Annotated in this window: 24 protein-coding genes; 15 read left to right on the forward strand and 9 right to left on the reverse strand. The window is 41.2% G+C overall.

Annotated elements, in window-relative coordinates; genetic code table 11:
* Window positions 1-18: 18 nt before the first annotated feature.
* The 4 genes from ABDV70_RS00670 to ABDV70_RS00685 all read left to right on the forward strand — a co-directional run bounded on the left by ABDV70_RS00670 (window position 19) and on the right by ABDV70_RS00685 (window position 4,596).
* Window positions 19-1,425, forward strand: coding sequence for a cytosine permease (locus tag ABDV70_RS00670; protein WP_000081163.1), 1,407 nt, complete (start codon window positions 19-21; stop codon window positions 1,423-1,425).
* 25 nt (window positions 1,426-1,450) lie between these two features.
* Complete coding sequence (locus ABDV70_RS00675; protein ID WP_343594618.1) at window positions 1,451-2,620, forward strand: hypothetical protein; 1,170 nt, start codon at window positions 1,451-1,453, stop codon at window positions 2,618-2,620.
* Window positions 2,621-2,758: 138 nt separating this feature from the next.
* A complete protein-coding gene (locus ABDV70_RS00680; RefSeq protein WP_343594620.1) occupies window positions 2,759-4,216 on the forward strand; it encodes an NAD-dependent succinate-semialdehyde dehydrogenase in 1,458 nt (485 codons plus the stop codon).
* The gene (locus ABDV70_RS00685; protein WP_343594622.1) at window positions 4,213-4,596 is read left to right on the forward strand and encodes a carboxymuconolactone decarboxylase family protein; all 384 of its coding nucleotides are present in this window, start codon (window positions 4,213-4,215) and stop codon (window positions 4,594-4,596) included. Before ABDV70_RS00680 ends, ABDV70_RS00685 begins: the two co-directional genes overlap by 4 nt.
* 52 nt (window positions 4,597-4,648) lie before the next feature.
* Here ABDV70_RS00685 and ABDV70_RS00690 read toward each other — a convergent pair whose 3' ends face one another.
* A complete protein-coding gene (locus ABDV70_RS00690; protein WP_343594624.1) occupies window positions 4,649-5,962 on the reverse strand; it encodes an ammonium transporter in 1,314 nt (437 codons plus the stop codon).
* A 334-nt stretch (window positions 5,963-6,296) separates the two neighbouring features.
* Window positions 6,297-6,893, reverse strand: a complete 597-nt coding sequence (locus ABDV70_RS00695) for an XRE family transcriptional regulator (protein ID WP_343594626.1) — start codon at window positions 6,891-6,893, stop codon at window positions 6,297-6,299.
* Window positions 6,894-7,186: 293 nt separating this feature from the next.
* On the opposite strand from ABDV70_RS00695, the gene glnT reads away from it, so the two are divergent.
* Genes glnT through ABDV70_RS00715 form a run of 4 tightly spaced genes read left to right on the forward strand, consistent with a single transcriptional unit; the run spans window position 7,187 to window position 11,632 of the window.
* Window positions 7,187-8,578: a type III glutamate--ammonia ligase gene (glnT, locus tag ABDV70_RS00700; protein ID WP_343594628.1), complete on the forward strand. Its 1,392-nt coding sequence runs from the start codon at window positions 7,187-7,189 to the stop codon at window positions 8,576-8,578.
* Between the two features lie 48 nt (window positions 8,579-8,626).
* On the forward strand, window positions 8,627-9,529 hold the full coding sequence (locus ABDV70_RS00705) for a glutamine amidotransferase family protein (protein WP_343594630.1): 903 nt from the start codon (window positions 8,627-8,629) through the stop codon (window positions 9,527-9,529).
* A gap of 28 nt (window positions 9,530-9,557) precedes the next feature.
* Window positions 9,558-10,277: a protein glxC gene (locus ABDV70_RS00710; protein ID WP_343594631.1), complete on the forward strand. Its 720-nt coding sequence runs from the start codon at window positions 9,558-9,560 to the stop codon at window positions 10,275-10,277.
* A 20-nt stretch (window positions 10,278-10,297) separates the two neighbouring features.
* The gene (locus ABDV70_RS00715) at window positions 10,298-11,632 is read left to right on the forward strand and encodes an FMN-binding glutamate synthase family protein (RefSeq protein ID WP_343594633.1); all 1,335 of its coding nucleotides are present in this window, start codon (window positions 10,298-10,300) and stop codon (window positions 11,630-11,632) included.
* A gap of 147 nt (window positions 11,633-11,779) precedes the next feature.
* On the opposite strand, the gene ABDV70_RS00720 is transcribed toward ABDV70_RS00715, so the two are convergent.
* Together ABDV70_RS00720 and ABDV70_RS00725 are read right to left on the reverse strand one after the other, a co-directional pair.
* On the reverse strand, window positions 11,780-12,727 hold the full coding sequence (locus ABDV70_RS00720) for a PDR/VanB family oxidoreductase (protein ID WP_343594635.1): 948 nt from the start codon (window positions 12,725-12,727) through the stop codon (window positions 11,780-11,782).
* A gap of 11 nt (window positions 12,728-12,738) precedes the next feature.
* Complete coding sequence (locus tag ABDV70_RS00725) at window positions 12,739-13,815, reverse strand: aromatic ring-hydroxylating dioxygenase subunit alpha (protein ID WP_343594636.1); 1,077 nt, start codon at window positions 13,813-13,815, stop codon at window positions 12,739-12,741.
* A gap of 640 nt (window positions 13,816-14,455) precedes the next feature.
* On the opposite strand from ABDV70_RS00725, the gene ABDV70_RS00730 reads away from it, so the two are divergent.
* The gene (locus ABDV70_RS00730; protein ID WP_343594637.1) at window positions 14,456-15,799 is read left to right on the forward strand and encodes an MFS transporter; all 1,344 of its coding nucleotides are present in this window, start codon (window positions 14,456-14,458) and stop codon (window positions 15,797-15,799) included.
* 74 nt (window positions 15,800-15,873) lie between these two features.
* On the forward strand, window positions 15,874-17,157 hold the full coding sequence (locus ABDV70_RS00735) for an OprD family outer membrane porin (protein ID WP_343594638.1): 1,284 nt from the start codon (window positions 15,874-15,876) through the stop codon (window positions 17,155-17,157).
* A gap of 148 nt (window positions 17,158-17,305) precedes the next feature.
* Here ABDV70_RS00735 and ABDV70_RS00740 read toward each other — a convergent pair whose 3' ends face one another.
* The 5 genes from ABDV70_RS00740 to ABDV70_RS00760 form a co-directional block, all read right to left on the reverse strand.
* Window positions 17,306-17,719, reverse strand: a complete 414-nt coding sequence (locus ABDV70_RS00740; RefSeq protein ID WP_343594639.1) for a nuclear transport factor 2 family protein — start codon at window positions 17,717-17,719, stop codon at window positions 17,306-17,308.
* Between the two features lies 1 nt (window position 17,720).
* Entirely contained in the window at window positions 17,721-18,419 is a 699-nt protein-coding gene (locus ABDV70_RS00745; RefSeq protein ID WP_343594640.1) for an alpha/beta hydrolase, read from the reverse strand.
* Window positions 18,420-18,429: 10 nt separating this feature from the next.
* A complete protein-coding gene (locus tag ABDV70_RS00750) occupies window positions 18,430-18,789 on the reverse strand; it encodes a protocatechuate 3,4-dioxygenase (protein ID WP_343594641.1) in 360 nt (119 codons plus the stop codon).
* Window positions 18,790-18,804: 15 nt separating this feature from the next.
* Window positions 18,805-19,647: a gallate dioxygenase gene (locus tag ABDV70_RS00755; protein WP_343594642.1), complete on the reverse strand. Its 843-nt coding sequence runs from the start codon at window positions 19,645-19,647 to the stop codon at window positions 18,805-18,807.
* Window positions 19,648-19,754: 107 nt separating this feature from the next.
* Complete coding sequence (locus ABDV70_RS00760; protein WP_343594643.1) at window positions 19,755-20,969, reverse strand: LysR family transcriptional regulator; 1,215 nt, start codon at window positions 20,967-20,969, stop codon at window positions 19,755-19,757.
* 141 nt (window positions 20,970-21,110) lie between these two features.
* Between ABDV70_RS00760 and ABDV70_RS00765 the strand changes: the two genes are divergently transcribed.
* The 5 genes from ABDV70_RS00765 (at window position 21,111) to ABDV70_RS00785 (ending at window position 26,067) form a co-directional block, all read left to right on the forward strand.
* Window positions 21,111-21,842 (forward strand): PIG-L deacetylase family protein, encoded by a 732-nt coding sequence (locus tag ABDV70_RS00765; RefSeq protein WP_343594645.1) that lies wholly within the window; start codon window positions 21,111-21,113, stop codon window positions 21,840-21,842.
* The gene (locus tag ABDV70_RS00770) at window positions 21,839-22,552 is read left to right on the forward strand and encodes a 4-carboxy-4-hydroxy-2-oxoadipate aldolase/oxaloacetate decarboxylase (RefSeq protein WP_343594646.1); all 714 of its coding nucleotides are present in this window, start codon (window positions 21,839-21,841) and stop codon (window positions 22,550-22,552) included. The genes ABDV70_RS00765 and ABDV70_RS00770 overlap by 4 nt, the downstream gene beginning before the upstream one ends.
* 1 nt (window position 22,553) lies before the next feature.
* Window positions 22,554-23,630, forward strand: coding sequence for a 4-oxalomesaconate tautomerase (locus ABDV70_RS00775; RefSeq protein ID WP_343594647.1), 1,077 nt, complete (start codon window positions 22,554-22,556; stop codon window positions 23,628-23,630).
* 151 nt (window positions 23,631-23,781) lie between these two features.
* On the forward strand, window positions 23,782-25,092 hold the full coding sequence (locus ABDV70_RS00780) for an MFS transporter (protein WP_343594648.1): 1,311 nt from the start codon (window positions 23,782-23,784) through the stop codon (window positions 25,090-25,092).
* A 546-nt stretch (window positions 25,093-25,638) separates the two neighbouring features.
* Window positions 25,639-26,067, forward strand: coding sequence for a cation efflux protein, CzcI-like (locus tag ABDV70_RS00785; protein WP_343594649.1), 429 nt, complete (start codon window positions 25,639-25,641; stop codon window positions 26,065-26,067).
* Window positions 26,068-26,203: the final 136 nt, after the last annotated feature.

Consider the following 26,203-nt stretch of genomic DNA (forward strand, 5'->3'; position numbering starts at 1 on the left):
CCTCAAAGAGAGATTGATATGAGCCAAAACGAAAATAGCAATAATGCTTTCGCTATCGAAAGTCATTCTATTGATTATGTTGCTCCCTCTGAACGTAATGGGAAAGTTCGCGATTTATTCACATTATGGTTTTGTACCAATATTGCACCGCTTGCCGTGATTACGGGGGCAATGTCAATTTTAACCTTTAACCTCAATATAGTAAGTGCATTGCTTGCGATCTGCTGCGGACACTTTTTTGGTGCAGCGATTCTTGCTTTAACTTCTGCACAAGGCCCGCAGGTCGGCATTCCTCAAATGATTCAGAGCCGCGCACAATTCGGACGTTATGGGGCATTGCTGGTTGTACTGTTCACGACCCTCATTTATTTAGGTTTTTTCATCTCTAACATTATTTTGTCAGGCAAGACCCTTCATACCGTTGTTCCTGCTATTCCTGTGCCGACCGCGACCGTGATTGGCGCAATCGCAGCAACTACCATAGGCGTGATCGGTTATCACTTTATTCATAAGTTCAATAAAATTGGAACTTGGTTTATGGGTGGTTCGTTGCTCATCGGCCTCATGATTATGGTGCCGCATATTAATGCAGATGTACTTGCCAAAGGCTCTTTCAATATGAAAGGCTGGTTTGCCATGTTTGGTTTGTGTGCAGTATGGCAAATTAGTTTCTCACCTTACACCTCAGATTATTCACGATATTTACCGAAATCGATTGGTATTTATAAGCCATTTATTTTTACCTATTTAGGCGCATCGTTAGGAACTATTTTTGCGATGGCATTTGGTACGATCGCGGTCAGTATTGGCTCAACCACAGATGCCATGGAAGCGGTAAAGTCAGGTACTGGGCTATTCGGTTATGTCCTTATGATTTTGTTCTTATGCAATATCATTGGACATAATGCCATGAATCTATACGGTGCGGTTCTGTCTTGTATTACCTCTATTCAGACTTTTGCAGGGCAGTGGATGCCAAGTCGAAATATCCGAGTCGTATTATCAATCATTGTATTAGTTCTAGCGACTTTAACGGCACTTTGGGCATCAAGTAACTTTATTAGTTTCTTCTTGAATGTGATTTTTGCGCTGTTATTTATTTTGGTCCCATGGGTATCTATTAATTTATTAGATTTCTATGTCGTAAATAAAAAGTCTTATGACATTCAATCTATCTTTGCACGTGATGGTGGTATTTATGGCAAATTTAATGCAAAAGCGCTTACGGCTTATTTCATTGGGATTGCGGTACAAATTCCGTTCTTAAAAAATGCCTTCTTCACAGGTGCATTGGCCGATGTAATTCCGGATGCGGATATTTCTTGGGTCATTGGATTGGTGGTGAGTCTGGTTGTGTATTACGTCTTTAATCTAGGAAAGATTAAATGTTCTGCACCCGCATTAAACGCAAAATTACCTCAATAAGCATTGTAGTGAAAGGAATCCCACAATGAAAAAAAGCTATTTACAAGCGGCTCTAAGCACAGCATTGATGGCTGTAATCTATCCAAGTTACGCAGGTGTAAGTTTTGGAAATAGCGATGGTGAATACGGCAAGCTCACCCTATCAGGCTATGTTCGCGCTAACTATCAAGATAAACACTATGGCGAAACTGCTTCTGATCAAAAAATTCGTTTTGATGCTGCGCAGTTAAAACTGGACTATGAGCGTGGACCGTTATTTGGTCATGCGGAATATCGTTGTTATCAATATGACCGTCTATGTGATTTTTCTACCTTAATTGATGGTTATGTAGGGTACAAATTAAATAAAACAGATCAGGTAGTGGCAGGTTTTCAGCCGATTCCATTTGGACCGGGACGTTTTTGGGGTAATAGCCTATATGGAAGTATGAGCACAACCGCAGGTTTAGAAGACGTTCACAATCTTGGTTTGAATTATCATTTTGAATTGCCGACAGCAACTAAGTTTGATGTGGGGTATTTTGCGGTAGATGGTGGAAGTTACACAGGCTCTACCCAAGATTCAGGTCGCTACACTGCAAATTATGTCAGTTCAGATGATCCCAACAAAACCGATTTGCAAGAAAAGAACATGTGGGTAGGCCGAGTGACTCAAGATATAAATCTTGGAATTAATGGTTTAACCACACAGCTCGGTGGTTCATATTGGACATCCGATATTGAAAATAAAGCTGCTTCGAGTGATGGGCGGCGTCATGCATGGGCACTTTTTGGCAAAGCCAATTATGGCAATTTAAATGTGACCCTTACTGGCGGTAAAAATGATGTAACTAATCAGGACCAGTTTAATCCTAATCAGTCGCTCATGGGCTCTTACGACAGTGAATATTATGTCGCTAACAAAGGAACGTTCTATACCGCAGATGTGGGTTATTCTTTCAAAAATGTTAAGCAGATCGGAAACATTACGCCGTACTTTATGTACAGTCAGTACGACAAAGATCAGGACAGTATGAAAGATTCGATTCGTAATATTATTGGTGTGTCTATTGACCATAAACAGCTATCTTTGGTGGCTGAATATATCATGAGTAAAAATGACCCATTCATTGGAGGAACTCAAGATTCATTGGCACAAGGGGATGATAACCAGTGGAATAAGTTGCTTAACTTAACGCTGTTTTATTATTTCTAAATACATTTAAACATTCGGGCATACCGAAGATTTTTTTAAATTAATTTTTGGTATGCCATAATACAAAGTTGATGGTGAGCTATTTAATTTATTTATCGCTCCACTATCAATGCAGAAGATCTCAATAGGATAATGATCATGCAGCTTAATGAACTCGCTTTATTTCGTCAGCAAGCCTTTGTTGCTGGAAAGTGGTGTGATGCAGACCATCAACAAACATCCGAAATTTTAAATCCGGCGACACTAGAGATTATTGGTACTGTCCCAAATATGGGCAAAGCTGAAGCCGAGCGTGCCATTGAAGCTGCCAAAGAAGCTTGGCCGCTATGGAAAAATAAAACAGCAAAAGATCGATCAATTATTTTAAAAAAATGGTTCGATTTAATTATTTCAAACGCAGATGAATTGGCTTTTATTTTAACAAGTGAGCAAGGAAAGCCTTTAGCCGAAGCCAAAGGTGAAATTTTATATGCTGCCAGTTTTATTGAATGGTTTGCCGAAGAAGCAAAACGAGTGTATGGCGATATTATTCCAAGCCCATATCCAGATGCTCGTATTGTTGTAAATAAACAGCCTATTGGCGTCGTTGCAGCTATTACGCCGTGGAATTTTCCCGCTGCCATGATTACGCGTAAGGTTGCTCCAGCCTTGGCGGCAGGTTGTCCTTGTATTGTAAAACCAGCACCAGAAACGCCTTTTACTGCTTTGGCTTTAGTGGACTTAGCTGTGCAAGCCGGCGTGCCTGCTGAAATTTTTAGTGTGATTACAGGTGATGCAGCTCATATTGGTGATGCGATTTTTGAAAGTGATGTCGTACGCAAGTTTACTTTTACCGGTTCAACACCAGTCGGCAAAATGTTGCTTGAGCGTTCAGCAAAAACCTTAAAAAAAGTTTCCTTAGAATTGGGTGGCAATGCGCCGTTTATTGTATTTGATGATGCCGATTTAGATGCAGCAATTGAGGGAGCACTCATCGCCAAATTTAGAAATGCAGGGCAAACCTGTGTCTGCGTCAATCGATTCTTAGTGCAGGCGGGCATTTATGAAAAATTTATTGCTGCCCTAAGCCAGAAAATTCAAAACTTTAATATTGGTAATGGATTAGAAGCAGGGCATGACATTGGGCCATTAATTAATGCCAATGCGGTAAAAAAAGTTGAAGCTCATATTCAAGATGCATTAGATAAAAATGGTCGTCTTGTGGTTGGTGGTAAAAAGCATAAAGCGGGTGAATTGTTTTTTGAACCGACACTGATTGCAGATGTTACCGCTGATATGGATGTGGCAACCCAAGAAACGTTTGGTCCGCTAGCAGCTGTATTTAAATTTGAAACCGAGCAACAAGCAGTTGAAATGGCAAATGCAACTGAATTTGGTTTAGCCGCATATTGTTATACCAAAGATTTAGGTCGTGCTTGGCGAATGAGTGAACAGCTTGAGTATGGCATGGTGGGAATTAATAAAGGCCTTATTTCAAATGAAGTTGCGCCGTTTGGTGGAATTAAACAGTCTGGTTTGGGGCGTGAAGGTTCTAAATACGGTATTGAAGATTATCTAGAAATTAAATACACCTTGTTTGGAGGATTGAATATATGAGTAATGAAAAATTTGAAAAGGGTTTAGCAATCCGCAAACAAGTTCTTGGTGAAGAATATGTAAATAATTCAATCAACAATGCTGATGAGTTTAATCTTCCTCTTCAAGAACTAGTCACTGAATATTGCTGGGGAGCTGTTTGGGGACGTGAAGAATTAAGTAAGCCTGAGCGCAGTTTAATTAACTTGGCAATGATCTCAGCTTTAAATCGTCCGCATGAATTAAAACTACATGTTAAAGGTGCACTTCGAAATGGTTTACCTAAAGAGAAAATTCGTGAAGTACTCTTACAGGTTGCAATTTACTGTGGCGTGCCTGCTGCTGTAGATAGCTTTCGAATTGCTAAAGAAGCGATTGCGGAATATCAGAACGAAGCATAATTTTGCTATAAAAAAAGCCTAAGACATTTCTCAGGCTTTTAAGCAGGTCACATCAATCATTATAAGCACGTTCATTATGATCACTAATATCTAAACCACGTTGCTCTGCTTCATCAGATACACGTAAACCAATTGTTTTATCAATGATTTTCATAATAATAAACGTCAGTACGCCACAATACACAACAGTTAATGCAATACTTGAAACTTGTGCAATGAGTTGGTGCACAACATTTACATTCTGATTACCGCCTAAGGCAGGAATACAGAAAATACCTGTCAAAATACAACCAATCATCCCGCCCACACCGTGTAAAGCAAAGACATCTAAAGCATCATCAAAACCAAATTTGCGTTTTAAGCCTGTTACTGCAAAAAAGCAGCCAATACTGGTGAGGATGCCAATAGCAATTGCACCTAACGGCCCGACATAAGCTGCGGCAGGCGTGATGCCAACCAATCCGGCAATAGCACCAGAAGCTAAACCTAATGATGTCACGTGTTTAAGCACCATTTTTTCAATGAGCATCCAGCCGAAAATACCACCACAGGTTGCAATCATTGTTGTGAGTAAAACCAGTCCTGCTGTGGTGTTGGCAGCTAAGGCAGAACCGACATTAAACCCAAACCAACCTGCCCAAAGCAGTGCTGCACCAATCATAGTATAGACCAAATTGTGCGGTGGCATGGCGGTTGTTGGCCAACCACGACGTTTGCCCAATACAATTGCACCGACCAATGCTGCAACCCCTGAATTGATGTGTACGGCTGTTCCGCCAGCAAAATCCAGAACACCCCAATTGTGCATAATCGCCCCTGGGCCACCCCATACCATATGGGCTAAGGGGCCATAAACCAAAGCCAACCATAAAGCACCAAAAAGTACCGCTGCACCAAATTTTATCCGTTCTGCATAGCCACCAAGTGCAATGCAGGGGGTAATCATGGCAAAGGTTAGACCAAAGGTTGCGATGACATATTCAGGTACGCCTGCAACAAGCGTCTGGTCATTGATCCCTGCAAAAAATGCTTTACTTAGACCACCGACAAAACTATTTAGATTTAAAGAACCTTCCGTCATATTGCTGGTATCTGCCACGAAGCTATAGACAAAAGCCACCCATAAAATACCGACAATACTCGCAACGGCAAAAAACTGTGAAAAAATAGACAGGATATTTTTAGCGCGAATCATCCCACCATAAAAAAGCGCCAATCCAGGAATGAACATGATCAGCACCAAAATAGCCGATATCATAATCCATACTGTAGATGCGGCATCAAAAGGGGCATCGGCGGCAAAACAATAGGTCGGTAAGATCGTCAGGCAACCCAGCAGCATTTTTTTTAACGCCTTGGAAATCATGTGTTTACTCCCATATCTAAAGAAAAAAGCGTGTTATTTCATATGTCCTTCAGATGAAGGAAGTGTTTGATATTCCTCAAGGGAATATTAATTTTATTTTATGAAAGCAATTCTTGTACCATGATGATTTTTAGTCTAAAAATTATTCAATTTATTGTTTTATAAATTTCTTATAGTGATGTGGCGGCTAAGAAAATGATTTTTAATTTGATCTATCTTGAAACATAAATTAGTCGTGTGATTGATTTTAAAGCATGACGATCTGCGGTTATCTCTCATGTCATGGCGACAGACAGCTAACCGCAAATGCGACCAATATGAACAGGTGAGTCTGTTATTCTTCACCCGGCCCATAGTTCATGACAGAAAGTAGACGAATAGGGACTTTGATTAATTTTTCTGGGCCATGCGGAATTTCACCTTCGAGTGTTAAGCAGTCGCCCGGTTGCATATGAAAGACTTCATGCCCGTGTCGATACATTAATTCACCTTCGACCAGATACAGCATTTCAGTACCCGAGTGTGCAAAGGTTGGAAACTCTTCACTTGCATCATCCATGCTGACCAGATACGCCTCAAAATTTTTACGCGGGCCTCTTGAATGGGTCATCAGTTGGTAGGTGTGTCCTTTTTCTGTGCCCCGACGCACCACCTCCATACCTTCTCCCGATTTCACCAACATGGCATGGCTCTCTTGCTGGTCATATTGGGTAAATAAAGTCGACATTGGAATACCCAACACTTCACTCAGGCGACTCAGTGTTTCAAGGCTCGTGGAAACCTGAGCATTCTCAATCTTACTCAACATGCCTTGGCTAATTCCGGCAATCTGTGCAACTTCTGAGAGCTTTAAGCTTTGCTCTTGGCGATAGCGTTTAATTTGGATGCCGATGTACTGTTCTAGCTTCAAGCTGTTCTTTGTTTGTCTCATTATGGTTCAACTCTGCACTGTTTTTGATAGTTCATTTTGTAGGATTTTACTAAAAACATTTCTGTCGTGTTGGAAAAATTAAAATCTTTGTAAGAAATTAATATTCTTTTTAGGAATATTAAACACTTATTTTCCTGAGTCAATTTTTTGATGAAATTTATAGAAAGTTGGCAAGAGAATTGCTTTCTCTTTAGTAAATAAAATTTCTTGCTATGAAACTTGTGTTGATGTAAATCTATATCCATGCAGTTTTCAAGCCAAATATAATTTTTGTCATATCAGGAGTATGTCAAATGTTGCAGCAGGCTGTTAAAGAAGTGGTTGATCATGACAATATCATTAATCGTGGAATGTACCGTCCCGAGGTACAGAAGATTATTGATCAATTTCATTTGAAATATGTGTTGGCTCAGTTTGTTGATATTCATGGGGCAGCAAAAACCAAATCGGTGCCCATTTCTGGGTTGAAAGCGATTGAAAAAGATGGGGTTGGTTTTGCAGGTTTTGCCATTTCAGGGATGGGCATGCAACCTCATGGTCCCGATTTTATGGTGAAAGGGAATCTATCTACCTTAACCCCTGTGCCGTGGCAACCGGGCTATGGTCGTGTGGTGTGTGAGGGCTATGTGAATGGTCAGCCACATCCGTATGACACGCGTTATGTTCTGCGTAAGCAAGTGGAACGTTTGAGTGCAAAGGGCTGGACTTTAAATACAGGTCTGGAACCCGAGTTCAGTCTGTTCCGTCGTGGTGAAGATGGCAAACTCAAAGCGGTCGATGATTCGGACAATCTGGCTAAGCCTTGTTATGACTATAAAGGTTTGTCTCGTTCTCGTGAGTTTTTAGAGCGTTTGACTGAAGCTTTAATTCCAGTTGGTTTTGATATTTATCAAATCGACCATGAAGATGCCAACGGTCAGTTTGAAATTAACTATACCTACAGTGATGCCATGAATTCGGCAGATATGTTCACTTTCTTCCGTATGGCGGCAGGTGAAATTGCCAATGATCTCGGCATTATCTGCTCATTTATGCCAAAACCAGATCCGAAACGTGCTGGTAACGGTATGCATTTTCATCTCTCTATTGGCAGTGATGAATCCAGCAATTTGTTCCATGACCCAAGTGACCCAAGCGGCATGGGCTTATCAAAAATGGCGTATCACTTTATTGCTGGACTATTGGCGCATGGGCCTGCGTTATGTGCATTTTGTGCGCCAACGGTTAACTCTTATAAACGGCTAGTGGTTGGTCGTTCTCTGTCGGGCGCGACTTGGGCACCCGCTTTCCTTGCTTATGGTTCAAACAACCGTTCAGCAATGGTACGTATTCCTTATGGTCGTATTGAACTACGTCTACCAGATGCTGGCTGTAACCCATATTTGGTATCGGCAGCGATTATTGCAGCAGGTCTAGATGGCATTGAGCGTGAACTGACACCACCACCTGCGTGTAATGAAAATTTATATACCTTGGAATTAGAAGAAATCGCTGCTCGTGGTATTGCCACTTTGCCGCAATCTTTAAAAGAAGCGGTGGAGGCATTAAAAGCCGATCCATTGTTTAAAGAAACATTAGGCGCAGAAATTGTCGATGAATTCATCGAACAAAAAAGCATGGAATGGGTGGAATACTGCCGTCATGTGTCTGACTGGGAAATTCAACGTTATACCGAGTTCTTCTAAGGACCTGTATAACCCAATAAATCAAGATGAAATGATTGGAGAAATCACATGTGTGGAATCGTTGGCTTATATTTAAAAAATCCTGCGCTTGAGTCGCAACTCGGTAAATTATTTGAACCTATGTTGGAGTCTATGACAGGTCGCGGCCCTGATAGCGCAGGCTTTGCCATTTATGGTGATGAAGTGCAAGACGGTTGGGTCAAATTGACATTGCAAAGCCCCGAAGAAGAATTTAACTGGCAGGCTTTTGCAGAAAAATTACAAGCAAAATTAGGCGCAGGCTTTGACTGGTTTCAAAATGCAACTGCTGCGGTCTTAAAAGTAGAATCGGATGAAACCAAGGTACGTGCTGCCATTGCTGAACTTGCACCACAACTCAAAATTATGAGCGTGGGGCAAAGCATCGAAATTTTAAAAGGCATGGGTTTACCTGTTGAAATTTCAGAGCGTTTCGGGCTTGCCAATATGAAAGGCAGTCACATTATTGGGCATACCCGCATGGCCACAGAAAGCGCTGTGACGATGGAAGGTAGCCATCCATTTTCAACGGGTGCAGATTTGTGTTTAGTTCACAACGGTTCTTTATCCAACCATGCTCGTTTACGCCAAGAATTGAAACGTGAAGGCATTACTTTTGAAACAGATAACGATACTGAAGTGGCGGCAGGCTATCTAACTTGGCGTTTACAACAAGGCGATAATTTAGAGCAAGCCTTGAATCATGCACTCGATGACTTAGATGGATTCTTCACTTTTGCAATTGGTACTCGTGATGGTTTTGCGGTAATTCGTGACCCAATTGCCTGCAAACCAGCCGTGTTGGCTGAAACAGATGACTATGTCGCAATGGCTTCTGAATATCAGGCATTGGCGTCATTACCAAATATTGATAAAGCCAAAGTCTGGGAACCTGAGCCTGCGACGTTATATGTCTGGGAACGTAGCGCCTAAAAGTATTTGCAAAATAAGGAAAAATCAAATGAATACAGTATTAGCAAAAGTTGAACACATTAGCAAAGACACGTATGACTTAAGCCGAGACAGCATCCGTGAGTTAAATCAGGCATTACATAACCCTGACATGGCTGCAGAAATACAAGACTGGACGGTGAAAAATCCGGGTGGGCAACACAATATTGCTGTTGGTATTAAAGCACCGATTAATGTCACTATTGATGGTCATGCTGGGTATTATTGTGCAGGTATGAACCAAGAAGCAGACATTGTGGTGAATGGTAATGTTGGCGTGGGCGTTGCAGAAAATATGATGTCGGGTTCAGTCCACATTAAAGGCAATGCTTCACAAGCCGCAGGGGCAACTGCACACGGTGGTTTGTTGGTGATTGAAGGTGATGCAGGCGCACGTTGCGGTATTTCCATGAAAGGTGTGGATATTGTTGTCGGTGGCAGCATTGGGCACATGAGCTGTTTTATGGGGCAAGCGGGTCGTTTGGTGGTTTGTGGTGATGCAGGCGATGCCTTGGGCGACTCACTTTATGAAACCCGCATTTATGTCAAAGGCGCGGTGAAGTCTTTAGGTTCAGACTGTATTGAAAAAGAAATGCGTCCTGAACATGTTGCAGAGCTTGCAGAACTCTTAGAAAAAGCAGGCTTCGATGAAGACCCAACCACATTCAAACGCTATGGTTCAGCACGTCAGCTTTATAACTTCAAAGTTGACAACGCATCAGCTTACTAAAACGTATCGGAGAATAAAATATGACTCAATCAACTACACAATTTGAACCAGTTTTACGTGAATCCGCTACGTTTGACCGTTTAACGATTCAAGAAATTCAACGTGCTGCGGCAACAGGGATTTATGACATTCGTGGTGGCGGAACCAAACGTCATCTACCACATTTTGATGATTTGCTTCTGCTCGGTGCAAGTATGTCACGTTATCCGCTAGAAGGTTATCGTGAAAAATGTGGAACCGATGTGGTACTTGGTACACGTTTTGCCAAAAAACCAATCCATCTGAAAATTCCTGTGACTATTGCGGGGATGAGTTTTGGTGCATTGTCTGCCAATGCTAAAGAATCTTTAGGTCGTGGGGCATCGATTGTCGGTACATCAACCACGACAGGTGATGGCGGTATGACCCCAGAAGAACGTGGGCATTCACAAACTTTGGTATATCAATATTTACCATCACGCTATGGCATGAACCCAGACGATTTACGTAAGGCGGATGCGATTGAAATTGTTCTTGGACAAGGCGCAAAACCAGGTGGTGGTGGTATGTTACTTGGGATGAAAGTGACTGAACGTGTTGCGGGCATGCGTACATTACCTGTCGGTGTCGATCAACGCTCTGCATGTCGTCATCCAGACTGGACAGGTCCAGATGACTTAGCCATCAAGATTGCAGAAATCCGTGAAATCACCGATTGGGAAAAACCAATTTATGTAAAAATTGGTGCAAGTCGTCCATATTACGATGTCAAACTGGCGGTAAAAGCAGGTGCAGACGTGATCGTTCTAGATGGTATGCAAGGCGGAACGGCAGCAACGCAAGAAGTGTTTATTGAACACGTGGGTATCCCAATTTTACCCGCTATTCCTCAAGCTATTCAGGCACTTCAAGAAATGGGTATGCACCGTAAAGTGCAGTTGATTGTTTCTGGGGGGATTCGTACCGGTGCAGATGTTGCTAAAGCAATGGCTTTGGGTGCAGATGCAGTGGCGATTGGTACAGCAGCGCTTATTGCATTGGGAGATAACCATCCACGCTTAAATGATGAACTGAAAAAAATCGGTTCAGCAGCAGGTTATTACGATGACTGGCAAAATGGTCGAGATCCAGCGGGGATTACCACGCAAGATCCAGAGTTGTCAAAAAATCTTGACCCAGTTGAAGGTGGTCGCCACTTAGCAAACTATTTACGTGTATTAGTGCTCGAAGCACAAACTATGGCGCGTGCTTGTGGTAAATCACATTTGCATAACCTTGACCCGGAAGACTTAGTCGCTTTAACGGTTGAGGCGGCTGCGATGGCTCGAGTGCCACTTGCTGGAACCAGTTGGGTTCCGGGGCAAGTTTTAGGCTAAGTAATTACTTAAATAAAGGCCTCTATATATGCATGATTCTAGACAAGACTGTATGAGTTATTGTCTAGAATCATTGCGTATAGAGGCTTTTTGTAGAAAAAACTCCTATGCATCGGATTTTGATGTATAGGAAAAAAACTAGAATATTTAAGCCAAATCAATCACGAGAGTCTTAGACTTGGCCCTAGAGCAACAGGGGGTAAATTGATTATTTAGAGCATGTTCTTCATCTGTCATGAACATATCTCGATGATCAGGTATCCCTTCTACAACACGCGTAATACATGTTCCACAAATACCCTGTTCACAGGAGACAGGAACATCAAAGCCATTTTCTAGCAAAGCTTGAGTGGCAGTCTGATGAGGCTGAACTTCAATTTTTCGATTTGAACCGAGCACTTCAATAGTAAATGTCTCGTTTTCACTATGATCCGTCTGTTGAGCAACAAAATGTTCTTGATGTAATTGTTGCTCTGACCAACCAGCTTGTTCGGCAGAGTTCATCACAAATTGCATAAATCCTGTCGGGCCACATACATAAAGGTGTCTATCGTTTGCGACTTCTTTCAGTACGGTTGCCATATCACAGATCGTTTCAGTCTGATCCTGTATATGAAAATGGATTTGTTCAGCAAAGTGCTCGGTCAAATTTCCATAAAAGGCAATCATTTCATGGGTTCTAACAAAATAATGCAATTCAAAAGGAATGTGCTGCTGTTTTAGGCGGTAAGCCATAGACAGGATCGGGGTAATACCAATACCACCCGCAAATAATACAGCCCGTTGTGTCGTAGGATGAATCTCAAATAAATTTCGAGGTTCACCAATTTCAAGCCGATCACCTTCTTTATATTCAGTATGAATACAGCGTGAGCCACCTCTTGAGTTTTCATCATGCAACACACCAATCACATAACGATGCGTTTCAGTACAACAATTGGATAGCGAATACTGGCGGATGAGCCCATTTTTAAGATGCACATCAATATGTGCGCCTGCCACGAATGTTGGTAGTGCTGAACCATTCGCTGAAATCAATTCAAAGGCACGAATACTTGGGGTGAGTTGGTGAATTTTATTGATAATCACATCCATGTGCTTGCTCCTTAAATCACGCGAATATTGGGGAATTTTCGATCTTGAGTTTGCGGAGTAGGTGTATGTTCTTTGGCAAGCAAGCGTTCAATCACTTTTCGAGACTGCACACCACCTGCATCAATATTCAACATAAGTAATTTGCGCTGTGGGTTGTTCAAAATATTTTGCTGCTGTTTTTCAAGCATTTCTAAATCTTCGGTAAAAATCTTACCTTGACCTTCACGAATCTGATCGGTTAGTTCGTTATTGTCTGGCTGAAAATTACGAGCCATCCCCCAAAAATACCAGTGTGAGGTTTCAGTTTCAGGTGTAATGAAATCAACCACGATAGAAGATACTTTTTTATCTTTTGGAGCGTGATAGCCCCCATGTCCTGCGTGGGCTACACCAACTTCAATATGAACATTACTTGGGGCAAAAAAATGGCAACGCTGCCAACGGTCAGTAGGTACATCATCTGCTAAATGATTGCCACGCAAGGCCATTTTCCAAAAAGGTGGTGCAATGACATTTTCCATATAGCGTTCGGTAATGACACGATCTCCCTCGGTTTTGGTGACAGGTAGGGACTCATCAATTTCTTTTTGACCAATACTACTCGAATGCACATAAGTTTCGTGGGTCAAATCCATAAGGTTATCAATCATCAGACGGTAGTCACAATGGATGTGAAACAAACCACCGCCATAACTCCATTCTGGATTATTTGCCCATTCCAACACAGGTAAATCATTTTCATTGGCTAAGGCTTTTTCTCCAGGCCAAACCCAGATAAACCCAAATTTTTCGATGACAGCATAGGATTTGTTACATGGGAAACCGTTTACACGTTGTGCAGGCATAGAGATGGCTTTACCTTCACAGCCCATCACTAACCCATGATAACCGCAAACTAAATTACCATCTTCAACATAGCCTAATGAAAGAGGGGCGCCACGATGCGGGCAAAAATCTTCAACAGCAGCAACTTTATTTTCTTTGCCACGATAGAAAACAATTTTTTCACCGCAGATTGTACGACCTAGGGGTTTATCCTGAATTTCCTCTGGGCGGCAGGCAACATACCAAGCGTTTTTTATAAACATGTGTGACGACTCCTTATCACTTATTGGATCCAATTTATGCGTTGTTGGTAAAATAGTCAATCTGTTTATGGTGGTATTTATTGTAAAAATGATCATTTATAATCAAGCTTATGATGTTTTAATCATCTTTATTTGTAATTATTTTATATAAATTCAGGTGGTTATGATGAGTTTTGAAATGTGTGGAGTATATTTTAAAAAATTGCGTTAAATTGGATCCATAAAAATTGGTTGTTCCAAACTTTAATTTTGGATCATGGTGTAATAATGGGGGATAGGAATCGATGATTGGAAGCTTCCTATTTTTTATTGGATCCATGTTATTTTTATTTATCAATATGATGTGAATTTTAAACTTGGTAATTAAGTTTTGTTTTGATTATCTTATTAATTTTATTATAAAAATAATTTATTTTTAATAGTCCTTAAAATTTGATTAAAAATAGATTGATTTTTTGGATCCAATTAATCAGTATAGAAAAAGAGCAGGACGCTCCAAAAAGTAGGCCAAGGGTTTGAGCCTATTTTTTGTAATCGAATTATTCCTTGTAGGCAATTATGGATACGGATATGCATAATCACCCAACATCTCGCTATGACATGTCGTGTGTATATCCTGTCCAAATTGGGAGATACACAAATGGAAAGAGATGTGCTCGATGAGATTAATCAACATAAAATGAGTCGCTATCAATGGTTTGTGATAGTGGTTTGTGTTTGTCTCAATATTATTGATGGCTTTGACGTGATGGTCATGGCCTTTACCGCACCTTCGGTATCTGCTGAATGGTCACTTTCAGGCGCGCAAATTGGTCTATTGCTCAGTGCTGGGTTATTTGGCATGGCAGCAGGTTCAATTTTTCTTGCACCACTCGCCGATAAAATCGGTCGTCGATTATTAATACTCATTTGTTTGGTCATTGCTGGGCTTAGTATGCTTGCCTGTGCTTTTGTACAGAGTCACACCATGCTGGCTGCTTTGCGCTTTGTAACAGGTATTGGGGTAGGTGGAATTTTAGCCAGTAGTAATGTGCTTGCTAGTGAATATGCTAATAGTCGCTGGAGAAGTCTTGCTGTCAGTCTGATGTCAACAGGTTATGGTATTGGCGCTACGCTAGGTGGCATTTTATCGTTGGCGTTAATTCAACATCTGGGCTGGCGTTCAATTTTTATGGCTGGTGGCTTTACTACGATTGCTATGTTGCTGATGAGCCTATGGTTATTGCCTGAATCATTAGATTATTTATTTGCGAAAAGACCTAAGCAGGCACTGGAGAAAGTCAATGCTGTGATGCAGCGTATGGGTTTAGAAACTTTGTCTACTTTATCGCAGTACGAGAAAAAACAACAAAATAAAGGCGGAGATATTGCCAGATTATTTCAGGGACAGCAGGGTTTTCAAACCATATGCTTATGGGCAGCCTTTTTTTTAGTGATGTTCGGCTTCTATTTTGTCATGAGTTGGACACCTAAAATTTTAATTTCAATGGGAATGTCACCACAACAAGGGGTAAGTACCGGAATCTTGATTAGTATTGGCGGGATTTTTGGTGCCGCTATTATTGGGCTACTCGCTTCACGGATGAAAATTTTCCATGCGTTGAGCTTGTTTTTAGGCTTAACCGCAGTGTGTGTCTTTTTATTTGTAGCTGTGTCTTCTCAGGTGAGTGTTGCACTCATGGTCGGTTTGTTATTGGGAACGCTGATCAATGGTTGTGTAGCAGGTTTATATTCGATTTCCCCAACCATTTATGATGCTGAAATTCGTAGTCGTGGTGTTGGTTATGCGATTGGCTTTGGTCGTATTGGGGCAATTTTATCACCAACTGTTGCGGGTATTTTTCTCGATCAAGGCGTAGCGCCAGCCACTTTATATGCCTATTACGGTGTTGTGTTTATCGTTGCAATATTTGTAATCCTTATGCTAGGCAATGCGTTTTATCGCCGTCAGTCCTTACCTAAAGAAGCAGTTGGACACGCTTAATCATGATCAAAAGAAGTCCTATTTGAAGTTTTAGGACTTTCTAATAACACCATAAAAAGCTAAAGGAATAGTGTATGTTAAGAACAACTTCGTTATGTATTGGCGTAAGTTTAGCAACGGTTGCACCTCAACTGGCATTTGCAGATTTTGTCGATGATGCTAAATATGAAATTGCATTGCGTAATTTTTATTTTGATCGTAATTATCAAAATCCAGGAGAGGTGTTTCCTGCCCAGCGAGATTGGGCACAAGGGATTATTTTTAAAGCTGATTCGGGCTATACCGAAGGGCCTGTCGGTTTTGGTTTAAATGTCGTTGCAATGGAAGGGTTTAACCTGTTAGGGGCAGATGCAAGCAACTATGCCAGAAGTGGTTTATTGCCAGTTAAAGATAATAATTCCCGAGCAAGCAATTACGGCAAAGTGGGTCTGACAGGAAAAATGAAATACAGCAAAACCGAATTGAAAGTTGGTGAGCTTGTCCCTCAGCTTCCGACAATATTTGCTTCACCTGCGCGGTTATTTATGCAAGCTTATCGCGGTGTTCATCTGAAATCGAATGAGATTGATGGTTTGGAACTTGAAGGCTTTTATGTAGATAAAGTTCGCCAGCGTGACTCAATTCACTATACTGCTGTTGGTACTGACAATGTCAATCATCGTTTTAAAACCGCAGCGACAGCAGATGATTTCTATACTGTTGGTGGTAGTTATCAATTAAACTCTGCCTATAATATTCGTGCTTATCACGCTGAGCTAAATGGTATTTATCAACAACAATTTTTGGGCTTTACTGGCAAACAGCCGTTAAATAAAAATCTTAATTTGCTCAGTGATGTGCGTTTCTTTAATAGTTACGATACTGGAGCGAAGAAGATCGGGGAAATTGATAACCGACATCTTAGTGCTTTGGTGGGTTTAAATAAGAATAACCAGACGTTGTCTATCGGTTATATGCAGTCATTTGGTGATACAGGGTTAATTTTCTTGTCGGGTACCGAAAGTCCTGTGGTACTTGACTTTATGAGTTCAGATTTTTCAAATCATGGTGAACGTGTCTATGCCATTCGTTATGACTATGACTTTAAAGATGTGATGTTAGGTGATTACTCACTCAATGGATTTAAAGCGATGGTTCGATACGGTAAAGGGGAGCATGTCAATCTTAATCAATATGGCAAGGGTTTTGAAGAAAAATCAACCGAATTGGATTTATCTTACCGTATTCCTGAAGGAAAATTAAAAGGGTTGGGGGTTAGAACGCGTTTTGCACGTTATCGCAATAATTTCCCGAGTAACATGACGTTCCGCTCTCAGGATGAAACACGATTATACGTCGAATATGCCCGTAAATTTTAATCACTAAAGGTGCTGCTGTATCTATTGGAGCAGCACCTTTTAAGTTTGCGTATTAATAAAAAACCTCGATTAATTTAAAATTGATCGAGGTTTACTTTTTGCATTATTTACTACGTGTTTTTTAGTGCAGAGATTCCATCATAAAAGATTAAAACTTGTGATTGAAAGTCACAAAACCGCGACGTTCCAAAAACAACCATTGATCATTTTGGCGCACCAGTTTGTCGTGAAAACCACCAATTACCATCATGGAGCATTGTTGTTGCTCATTACCGCTATAGAGCACAATTTGACTGTGTGCAATGACTAAATCCTCAGACTGTTGATCCAGTAAAATATTGCCAACTACATGCTGCGTTGGTTTTTGTGGACGATTGATAAAAGAATCCAGAATATCTGTTTTCCCTGTGATGATTTGATCGGGTTGGCTAGGGCGGGCATAACTTGCATCGTCGGTAAACAACTGAACTAGGTTTGAATACTGTTTTTGATCATTTAAATACGCAAAATAACGAATTTGATGCTCAATTTGTTTTTGAGTCTGTAGGTCGGGTGAGTTCATATTAATGTGCCTTTAACCATTCATTTAAACTTAAATTGACTTGTGTTGCGGCTTCAAGTGGTGACATATGACCGCTATTTTCATAAATGGCAAGAGTCGCTTTCGGATTGAGTTCAAGCATTGCTTGATGTTGTGCCAGCGTACTCCATTGATCTTGACGACCAACGCCTAAATACAATGGAATGTTGATTTGGCTAAACAAGCTCTGTACTTCTGGGCGTTGCAATAAAGCCTGAATTTGTGCTTCAAAACTCATGACATCCTGACTTAAAACCATCGTTTTCATCGGATCAAAAATTTCGGGTATTGCAATATTGGGCGCATATACCATGGGTTCTAACCAGTTTGGAATCAGGTATGCCATACTATGCTCACGTGTCGCTTGAATTAAGCGTTCGCGTTTTTCAGCTTCACCTTCTTTGGTGGCATGAATCCCAAAATCTAACAGCGCCAAATGTGTGATGAGCTGTGGAACTCGTCGATAGACCTCTAATGCAACTCGTGCTCCCATCGAATGACCGACCATAATGCAGGGCGTATGCATCTGCTCAATTACTTGATGTGCCATCTTTTCAAAATGGTCTAGGTTTTTAAAATCAATGGCTTGTACATCGTGCGTTTTTGCAAAAAAATCAAGCTGTGGTTGCCAAACGGTAGCATCACATAATAGGCCTGACAAAAATATTAATTTAGGTTTCATCTATATTACCTTATTTTAAATCGGGCACTTGGCGTGTTTTTAAAAAGTCGTCTAGCGATTCACCACGCATAATGGCATACACTTCCATGTTGCTTTTTTTCACTACCCGCGCGTATTTTTCGAGAACAAAAAAATTCACGCCATGTTGAACTAAGCCTAACCAATCTTCATTTAAAATGAGCTGTTTTTCATGTTGGGTTAAACCCGCTTCAGTCATCACTTGATCGGGATTGGCGACAAAACGCTCTCGCCATTCTTTCTTGGTCATATACCAAAAAAAGGTATTAATTTTTAAACGCTGATTACTGGTGATGAGATCAAACACATAAGTGCCTGCAATATTTTCGATGCCTTGTAATTGTGGATTCATTCATCATTCCTTTGATTAGGCTTCAACCACTTCATAAAGCACGGCTGTCATTGCTGTGGTGGTGGCCAAATAATAATTGAGGTGTTTTTGTTCGATGTGTTCACCTAAAGCACCGCGCATCGCAAGCCACATGATTTGCTCAACACTTTCTGCACCGCCACGATCGATATAATCTTTATGGGTAAGCTTGGTGAGAGCTTCAGGCTGATGCTGCAAAAGCTGTAAAAATTCGTGATCCCATGCTGTGTTGTTAAAGCCTGCACGTTCACCGTGGATCTGGTGAGACAAGCCACCTGTGCCAACCACAGCCACACGCAGGTCTTTAGGATAACTTTCGATGGCTTTTTTTATGGCTTGGCCCAGCTTATAACAACGTAAACCTGTAGGTAATGGATATTGCAAAACATTAATTGCAACGGGCACAACCGTACCCGGCCAATCAGGAACGGGTGACCAAAGCAAAGGCAAGGGTGCCGCGCAACCATGATCAAGCGGTTTATTTTGGAAGATTGTTAAATCAAACTCGTCATTGACGAGGCTCTCTGCAATATGTGCTTGGAGTTGGATATCACCTCGAATATTAGGTAAATCACGTACTCCTGCGCCTTCATCTGCAATGGGAAATGACTCGCCAAGCCCTAAAGCAAATGTTGGATAAAAATCGAAAAAGAACGTAGAACAGTGGTCATTATAAAAAAATACTAATGCATCAATTTCCTTATCTTTGAGCCACTGAGCAATGGGTTTATACCCATCAAATAAAGGCTTCCATGCAGGGTCATTTTGCTTGCCTTTATCGTATGCTAGACCAATGGTCGGAACATGAGAACTTCCGATTCCACCAATAATTTTCGCCACGTTGATATCCCTATTTTCTTTTGACTAACATGCAGTATTGGGCTTTTTGGGCATAGTGACTAATTATATTCATTAAATCGGGTATGATTTTTATTTATAGTGATGAATTAAGACGTTCTAGAAGAGTTTAACAACGAATCTAAAAACAATTGTGCTGCATGGCTTAAAATGGCATGTTTTCGGTAACTTATACCAATTTGACGGTGGGTATTAGGTAATGTGATCGGCAGTTGTACCAATTGTCCTTCATCAACTTCTTGACGCATTTGCGAATACGACACAATGGCCAATAAAGATGAGGATTGAAGGAGCCCACGAATGAGCGTTTGGTCGCCAGTTTCGATGGTCGGGTTGGGGGCTTTGAGTCCAAGTTGTGCAAAGCTTTTTTGAATTAATTCCCGAGCAGGGCTATAGGCACGGGGAAGGATCCATGCATAGTTCAATAAATCATTTAAACGAATTTGTTCAATGGCTTGATTTAGCAAAGGATGTTGGCGTCCCATCACAATGACCATATCTTCTGAAAATAAAAGATGTTGGCTAAAATCAGCGCTGCCTTGATCGGGTCGGATCGCACCGATAATAAAATCAATATCGCCCACACGGAGTTGTGCACTTAAAATTTCATAGGCACTTTCATAAGTTACAAAACGAATAGCAGGATGTTCAGTGGTCATTTGTCCCATGACATGAGGAAGCACTTCGGCACGGATGAGTGGGAGTGCGCCAATGTGAACGGTTCCTTGTAACTGTCCATGAAAGGTCAGTAACTCATCATATAAAGGCTTGAGTTCATTTAGACAAAGTTGTACTTGTTTTTGGATGAGTTGGCAACTCAGACTAGGTTTCAGCCCCTGTACAGTACGTTCAAACAGTTCTACACCAAAGGATTGTTCTAAAAGCTTAATTGCAGCACTAATTGCAGGTTGAGTTAAACCTAAAAGTTGTGCCGTGCTTTTCATATTTTTGGTGAGACACAACGTAAAGAAAATTTGTAGTCGTTGATAGTTGTATAAGAAAAATGGCTCAGATTGGCCTGTCGAGTAGAGCGATGACTCCCCATGATGCTTAAGATGAAGTGTGATATTTTGCAGATGAGCGAGACCATTTTGAACCCGAGGTAAAATAAACCGACCTGCATCGCTGAGCAAAACTCCTTGATGGTGTCGTTCGAATAAGGTGACATTCAATTGTTGTTCAAGTTGTAAAATGCCACGCGTCACCGCAGATTGGGTACGAAAAAGCTGATCGGCTGCTTTAGAAATAGTTTGATGCTTAGCCACTTCAATAAAAAACCGAAGTTGCATAATATTCACAGTCATTTTTCGCTCAAATCTAAACGATTACGGGTGTAATTGTATCAGGCTATAAATAAAACTCATATCCTCAAAAGTCATTTGAATTGTTCAAGCCCTTAGTCAGCATGCCACTATGCCGTTAAATTAAAACTTTAAGGAAGAGGTATGGCGGCTCAAAAAACAGGTTTGGTCATTAGTGCACATTCGGCAGATTTTGTTTGGCGTGCAGGTGGTGCAATCGCTTTACATCAAGAACAGGACACGCAAATGCACATTGTCTGCTTATCTTTTGGTGAGCGTGGTGAGTCGGCAAAATTGTGGCGTCAGCCCAACATGACAGAGGCTAAAGTCAAAGCTGTTCGTCAGCAAGAAGCTCAAGCTGCTGCGGATGTATTGGGGGCAAGTATTGAGTTTTTGGATCTCGGCGATTATCCATTGGTTGCTGACAAAGAGGTGTTATTTAAGCTGGCAGATATTTATCGTCGGTTACAACCGAGTTTCGTATTAAGCCATTCGTTACATGATCCATATAATTATGATCATCCACGCGCGACCCATCTTGCCCAAGAAGCACGAATTATTGCGCAAGCCGAAGGTCATCATCCGGGGGAGAAAATTGTAGGCGCACCGCCATTTTATTGCTTTGAACCACATCAACCAGAGCAATGTAACTGGAAACCTGATGTGTTGCTCGACATTACCCGTGTTTGGGACAAAAAATATCAAGCCATTCAGTGTATGCAAGGCCAAGAGCATTTGTGGGAATACTACACGCGCGTTGCACTACAACGTGGTGTACAAGCCAAGCGTAATATTGGAATTACCAGTGCGAAAAACATTATTTATGCTGAAGGATACCAAAGCATCTTCCCACGCGTGACGGAGACTTTGGAATGAGTTTAATTGGTAAAAAAGGGGTTGTGGTTCGACATATTGATCGTGCACCTCAGAGCGTAATTCATCAGATGGCGAAGTATGGCGTTGCAACTGTCCATGAAGCCCAAGGACGAAAAGGGTTACTCGCACCTAGAATCCGTCCAATTCAGCAGAACGTATGTATTGCAGGTTCGGCCGTGACTTTATGGGTTGCTCCGGGAGATAACTGGATGTTTCATGTCGCTGTTGAGCAGTGTCAGCCCGGCGATATTCTCGTGGTTTCACCAAGTTCACCTTGCTATGACGGATTTTTTGGCGATTTGCTTGCCACCTCAATGAAAGCCAGAGGTGTCATTGGTTTGGTGGGAGATATTGGTATTCGTGACAGCCAAGTATTACGCGAAATGGGCTTTTATGTATGGTCACGCGCTATTTTTTCTCAAGGTACGGTAAAAGAGACTTTGGGTTCAGTCAATGTACCGATTGTCTGTGCTGACCAATTGGTATACCCCGGAGATGTTGTGGTTGCGGATGATGATGGCGTGGTGATTGTGCCGCGTGAACAAGCAATCGAGATTGAACAAAAAAGCCAGCAACGAATGCAACTTGAAGAGTCTAAAAGACAGCGTATGGCTGCGGGAGAATTGGGCTTAGACATTTATGAGATGCGACCGCGATTGGCTGAAAAAGGCTTACGTTATGTCGATCGCTTGGAAGATCTGGAGGGTTAAGATGCAAACCCGAATTCGCTGTATGTTGATGCGAGGAGGAACCTCCAAAGGTGCATTTTTTTTGGCAGAAGATTTACCTGTACAGCCTGAACATCGAGATCAAGTTTTACTTGCTGTAATGGGTTCGCCAGATGTTCGACAAATCGATGGCATAGGAGGAGGTAACTCTTTAACCAGTAAAGTGGCGATTGTACAAACTTCTAAGCGTGCCGATGCCGACGTCGACTATTTATTTGCTCAGGTGAGTGTTGAAAATGCGCAAGTCAATTATGGACAAAATTGCGGCAATATTTTGGCAGCCGTTGCGCCATTTGCGATTGAGCGAGGTTTGATTCAGGCGAAAAAAGGCATTACCACGGTACGAGTCTATATGCAAAATACCGATCAATTGGCACAGGTGAGCATACAAACGCCCAACGCACATTTGGATTATGTCGGCGAGACCTATATTGATGGTGTGGTGCAGCCTGCTGCCGAAATTATTTTGGATTTTGCAAATATTGAGGGTTCAACCTGTGGAAGTCTGCTGCCAACGGGTCATGTTAAAGACCAAATAGACGGCATAGCAGTCACCTGTATAGATAATGGCATGCCAGTGGTGTTGATTGCAGCACAAGATTTGGGATGTAGTGGCGCAGAAAGTAAAAAAGAACTCGATCAAAATCAGGTACTCAAACAACGCTTAGAACAGATTCGTTTACAAGCAGGCCCGATGATGAATCTGGGGGATGTTCGTACAAAAACAGTGCCTAAAATGTGTTTAATTTCGCCACCAGTCAAAGGCGGAACGCTGAATACGCGCAGTTTTATTCCACATCAATGTCATGATGCTATTGGTGTATTTGGTGCAACCAGTGTTGCTACAGCTTGTATTTTACCCGGCAGTGTGGCCTATGAGTTGGCCGTTACCGAGCAAAAACTCGAACAACGATTAGACATAGAACATCCTTCAGGTCGCTTTACTGTGGTCTTAAAACGAGATCATGCTGGAAAGCTGACGGGTTGCGGTTTTGTTCGCACCGCACGAGCATTATTTGATGGGTGGGTGATGATCCCTGAGCGAATTTGGCAAGGATGAACAAGAGCACCTGAGTGGGATGGGGGCACAAAGTAGATGATGTCGCATCTTTAGGAATTTCACACACAAAAACCATTTGGCTAGAGGTTAGATGAACCTCAATGGTTTGCCCATATTGTGTAAAACAACAAAAGTTCAAGGAATGAAAAATATGGATTTAAAAGCACAACTCGCCCAAAAACCAATGAATCATTATCAATGGTTTGTCGTGGCACTATGTATTTTATTGAATATTGTGGATGGGTACGATGTCATGGTCATGGCATTTACATCTACAGCAGTTTCAGCCGATTGGCAATTATCAGGATCAATGCTAGGAATATTATTAAGTATTGGTTTTATTGGCATGGCTTTGGGGTCATTTTTAATCGCCCCTCAAGCCGATAAAATTGGTCGCCGTAAATTGATTTTATTATGTCTTGCGATCTGTGGTCTTGGGATGTTCTTGAGTACCTTAACCAGCAATGCCTACCAACTGGCAACGTGTCGATTGCTTACGGGGCTTGGTATTGGAGGTATTTTAACCAACTCGAGTGTGGTTGCCAATGAATTTGCATCTCAGAAATGGAAAAGTTTAGCGGTGAGTTTATTGTCTATGGGATATGCCGTAGGCGCAGTTATGGGTGGAATGATTGCATATCATTTAATTGGTTCACAGGGATGGCGCAGTGTATTTCTATTTGGTGGAGGCGTAACCTTAGTCGTATTTTTAGTATGCTTATGTGTTTTACCTGAATCACTTGAATATCTGGTGGTCAAACAGCCTAAAAATGCTTTAGATAAAATTAATGTCATTGCCCGTAAAGTCAGTTTAGATCAATTATCTAGTATGCCAACAATGGCGCCAAATACCCAAAAAACCTCAGTTAAAAAATTATTTTCAGAACAACTTGCTGTACAGACACTTTGTATTTGGGTCGCATTTTTTACGGTTATGGCAGGGTTTTACTTCATCTTAAGTTGGACACCTAAAATTTTGGCAATGGCTGGCATGAGCATGCAGCAAGGGGTGAACTTAGGTGTCTTTTTAAATATCGGAGGTATTTTAGGGGCTATTTTAATGGGAAGTATTAGTGCCCATTTTAAAATTCATCGGATTTTAGCTTTATTCTTAGTCGTGACGGCATTGTCTATTTTACTGTTTGTGAGTTTTGCACATGTCTATCATTATGCACTTTGGATCGGTGTTTTAGTCGGGATGATGGCAAATGGCTGTATAGCAGGTTTATATGCTTTATCTACAGTGACTTATCCAACAGAAATTCGTGCAACAGGTGTTGGCTTTGCTATTAGCCTAGGACGTATTGGTGCAATTTTGGCGCCTCTAGGAGCAGGTTATTTTCTTGATGCTGGTATTTCACCTCTCAATTTATATTTATTTGCAGCATTCCTTTTTGTGATTGGCTTTATTATGTTATTGATTAGCTACCGTCATTATAAAACGATACATGCTCCAGTTTAATCGGTATTTTAATTGTCCACACCAGAGCTTATTTTGGTGTGGAGTGTTAAGTCATATAATGTATTGTTTAATAATTTTGTGTTTATAGGTGTTTATGTCGAAAATATCTGTGAAATATCAAGAGAACTTAATCAACTTATTGTTTTACTCTAACTGTTATTGCTTCTGATACACATCTAAAGCTCTTTTTACAAACACGTATTTTTATAGGTCTCCTCACATAAACGGTTGGTGGCATCATTGGTGATTCGACAGATTTCGATGAGTTTGAATAACTGTTTTAGGTAACTTGAATCGAGCCTTATTTAAGCAACTGTGTTAAATCAAGTTGTTGGCGAATTACTCAGTATTTTTACAATTATCTGATTTATGGCTTGGGGCTAACTCTTTTATTTCAATCATTTAAAAAGTTTTTAATACAAATGAAAACACGCCAAGTGTTTATACCTTGACGGTGGTTTGTAGATCAAATAAAAAGAAACGAACTTGAAACAATTTCCTAATTAGATTATCGTCTAGGCAAATTGAGATTTCATAGCAGGTAATATGCAGCGGGTAGGCGTTTTTGTAACACTTCTTGCTTGTTTATTCATGTTCCAAAGTGTTTGGAACGTGGCGGCTGCTTTTTGCAACCATGAACGGATTTTGAGTACAGTCATCTCAAAGCAACATCCGATTAAAGAACATTTCGGACATCATGTGATTGCTGCCGAACATTGGCAACAACACACCTCGCAGGGTAAAAATCAACCCTCCGAGATTAAAAATGCACTTCAAGAAGATCGGCAAGATCATAGTGATCATTTACCCTCATTTGCACCTGTTTTATTAGAAGTAGACCGTCAAAAAGCCCTTTTGCCCGAATATATTGGACATACGGTTTTGGCTCGGTTTTATTGGTCGAATTTATATCAATCTCCTGATTTATATCAACTCACCCCGCCTCCTGTTTTGACCCCGCTATTGGTGGGGTAGCCTAAAACAAGCCCACCGTAAATATTTTATTTATTTGCGGGGCAATTCTTATGCTTTTTCAAAAAGGGTATTTTACCCAAAAACAGCCTTACACTGGGCTGAGACCATGTGTCGCCTTCGTTTTGATGATCAGTGG

This window comes from Acinetobacter sp. (assembly GCF_039596015.1).
In the GTDB taxonomy this organism is placed as follows: Bacteria; Pseudomonadota; Gammaproteobacteria; order Pseudomonadales; family Moraxellaceae; genus Acinetobacter.

Coding starts and splice junctions, on each gene's coding strand:
- ABDV70_RS00670 (WP_000081163.1), top strand. CDS start 19: ATGAGCCAAAACGAAAATAGCAATAATGCTTTCGCTATCGAAAGTCAT.
- ABDV70_RS00675 (WP_343594618.1), top strand. CDS start 1,451: ATGAAAAAAAGCTATTTACAAGCGGCTCTAAGCACAGCATTGATGGCT.
- ABDV70_RS00680 (WP_343594620.1), top strand. CDS start 2,759: ATGCAGCTTAATGAACTCGCTTTATTTCGTCAGCAAGCCTTTGTTGCT.
- ABDV70_RS00685 (WP_343594622.1), top strand. CDS start 4,213: ATGAGTAATGAAAAATTTGAAAAGGGTTTAGCAATCCGCAAACAAGTT.
- ABDV70_RS00690 (WP_343594624.1), bottom strand. CDS start 5,962: ATGATTTCCAAGGCGTTAAAAAAAATGCTGCTGGGTTGCCTGACGATC.
- ABDV70_RS00695 (WP_343594626.1), bottom strand. CDS start 6,893: ATGAGACAAACAAAGAACAGCTTGAAGCTAGAACAGTACATCGGCATC.
- glnT (WP_343594628.1), top strand. CDS start 7,187: ATGTTGCAGCAGGCTGTTAAAGAAGTGGTTGATCATGACAATATCATT.
- ABDV70_RS00705 (WP_343594630.1), top strand. CDS start 8,627: ATGTGTGGAATCGTTGGCTTATATTTAAAAAATCCTGCGCTTGAGTCG.
- ABDV70_RS00710 (WP_343594631.1), top strand. CDS start 9,558: ATGAATACAGTATTAGCAAAAGTTGAACACATTAGCAAAGACACGTAT.
- ABDV70_RS00715 (WP_343594633.1), top strand. CDS start 10,298: ATGACTCAATCAACTACACAATTTGAACCAGTTTTACGTGAATCCGCT.
- ABDV70_RS00720 (WP_343594635.1), bottom strand. CDS start 12,727: ATGGATGTGATTATCAATAAAATTCACCAACTCACCCCAAGTATTCGT.
- ABDV70_RS00725 (WP_343594636.1), bottom strand. CDS start 13,815: ATGTTTATAAAAAACGCTTGGTATGTTGCCTGCCGCCCAGAGGAAATT.
- ABDV70_RS00730 (WP_343594637.1), top strand. CDS start 14,456: ATGGAAAGAGATGTGCTCGATGAGATTAATCAACATAAAATGAGTCGC.
- ABDV70_RS00735 (WP_343594638.1), top strand. CDS start 15,874: ATGTTAAGAACAACTTCGTTATGTATTGGCGTAAGTTTAGCAACGGTT.
- ABDV70_RS00740 (WP_343594639.1), bottom strand. CDS start 17,719: ATGAACTCACCCGACCTACAGACTCAAAAACAAATTGAGCATCAAATT.
- ABDV70_RS00745 (WP_343594640.1), bottom strand. CDS start 18,419: ATGAAACCTAAATTAATATTTTTGTCAGGCCTATTATGTGATGCTACC.
- ABDV70_RS00750 (WP_343594641.1), bottom strand. CDS start 18,789: ATGAATCCACAATTACAAGGCATCGAAAATATTGCAGGCACTTATGTG.
- ABDV70_RS00760 (WP_343594643.1), bottom strand. CDS start 20,969: ATGACTGTGAATATTATGCAACTTCGGTTTTTTATTGAAGTGGCTAAG.
- ABDV70_RS00765 (WP_343594645.1), top strand. CDS start 21,111: ATGGCGGCTCAAAAAACAGGTTTGGTCATTAGTGCACATTCGGCAGAT.
- ABDV70_RS00770 (WP_343594646.1), top strand. CDS start 21,839: ATGAGTTTAATTGGTAAAAAAGGGGTTGTGGTTCGACATATTGATCGT.
- ABDV70_RS00775 (WP_343594647.1), top strand. CDS start 22,554: ATGCAAACCCGAATTCGCTGTATGTTGATGCGAGGAGGAACCTCCAAA.
- ABDV70_RS00780 (WP_343594648.1), top strand. CDS start 23,782: ATGGATTTAAAAGCACAACTCGCCCAAAAACCAATGAATCATTATCAA.
- ABDV70_RS00785 (WP_343594649.1), top strand. CDS start 25,639: ATGCAGCGGGTAGGCGTTTTTGTAACACTTCTTGCTTGTTTATTCATG.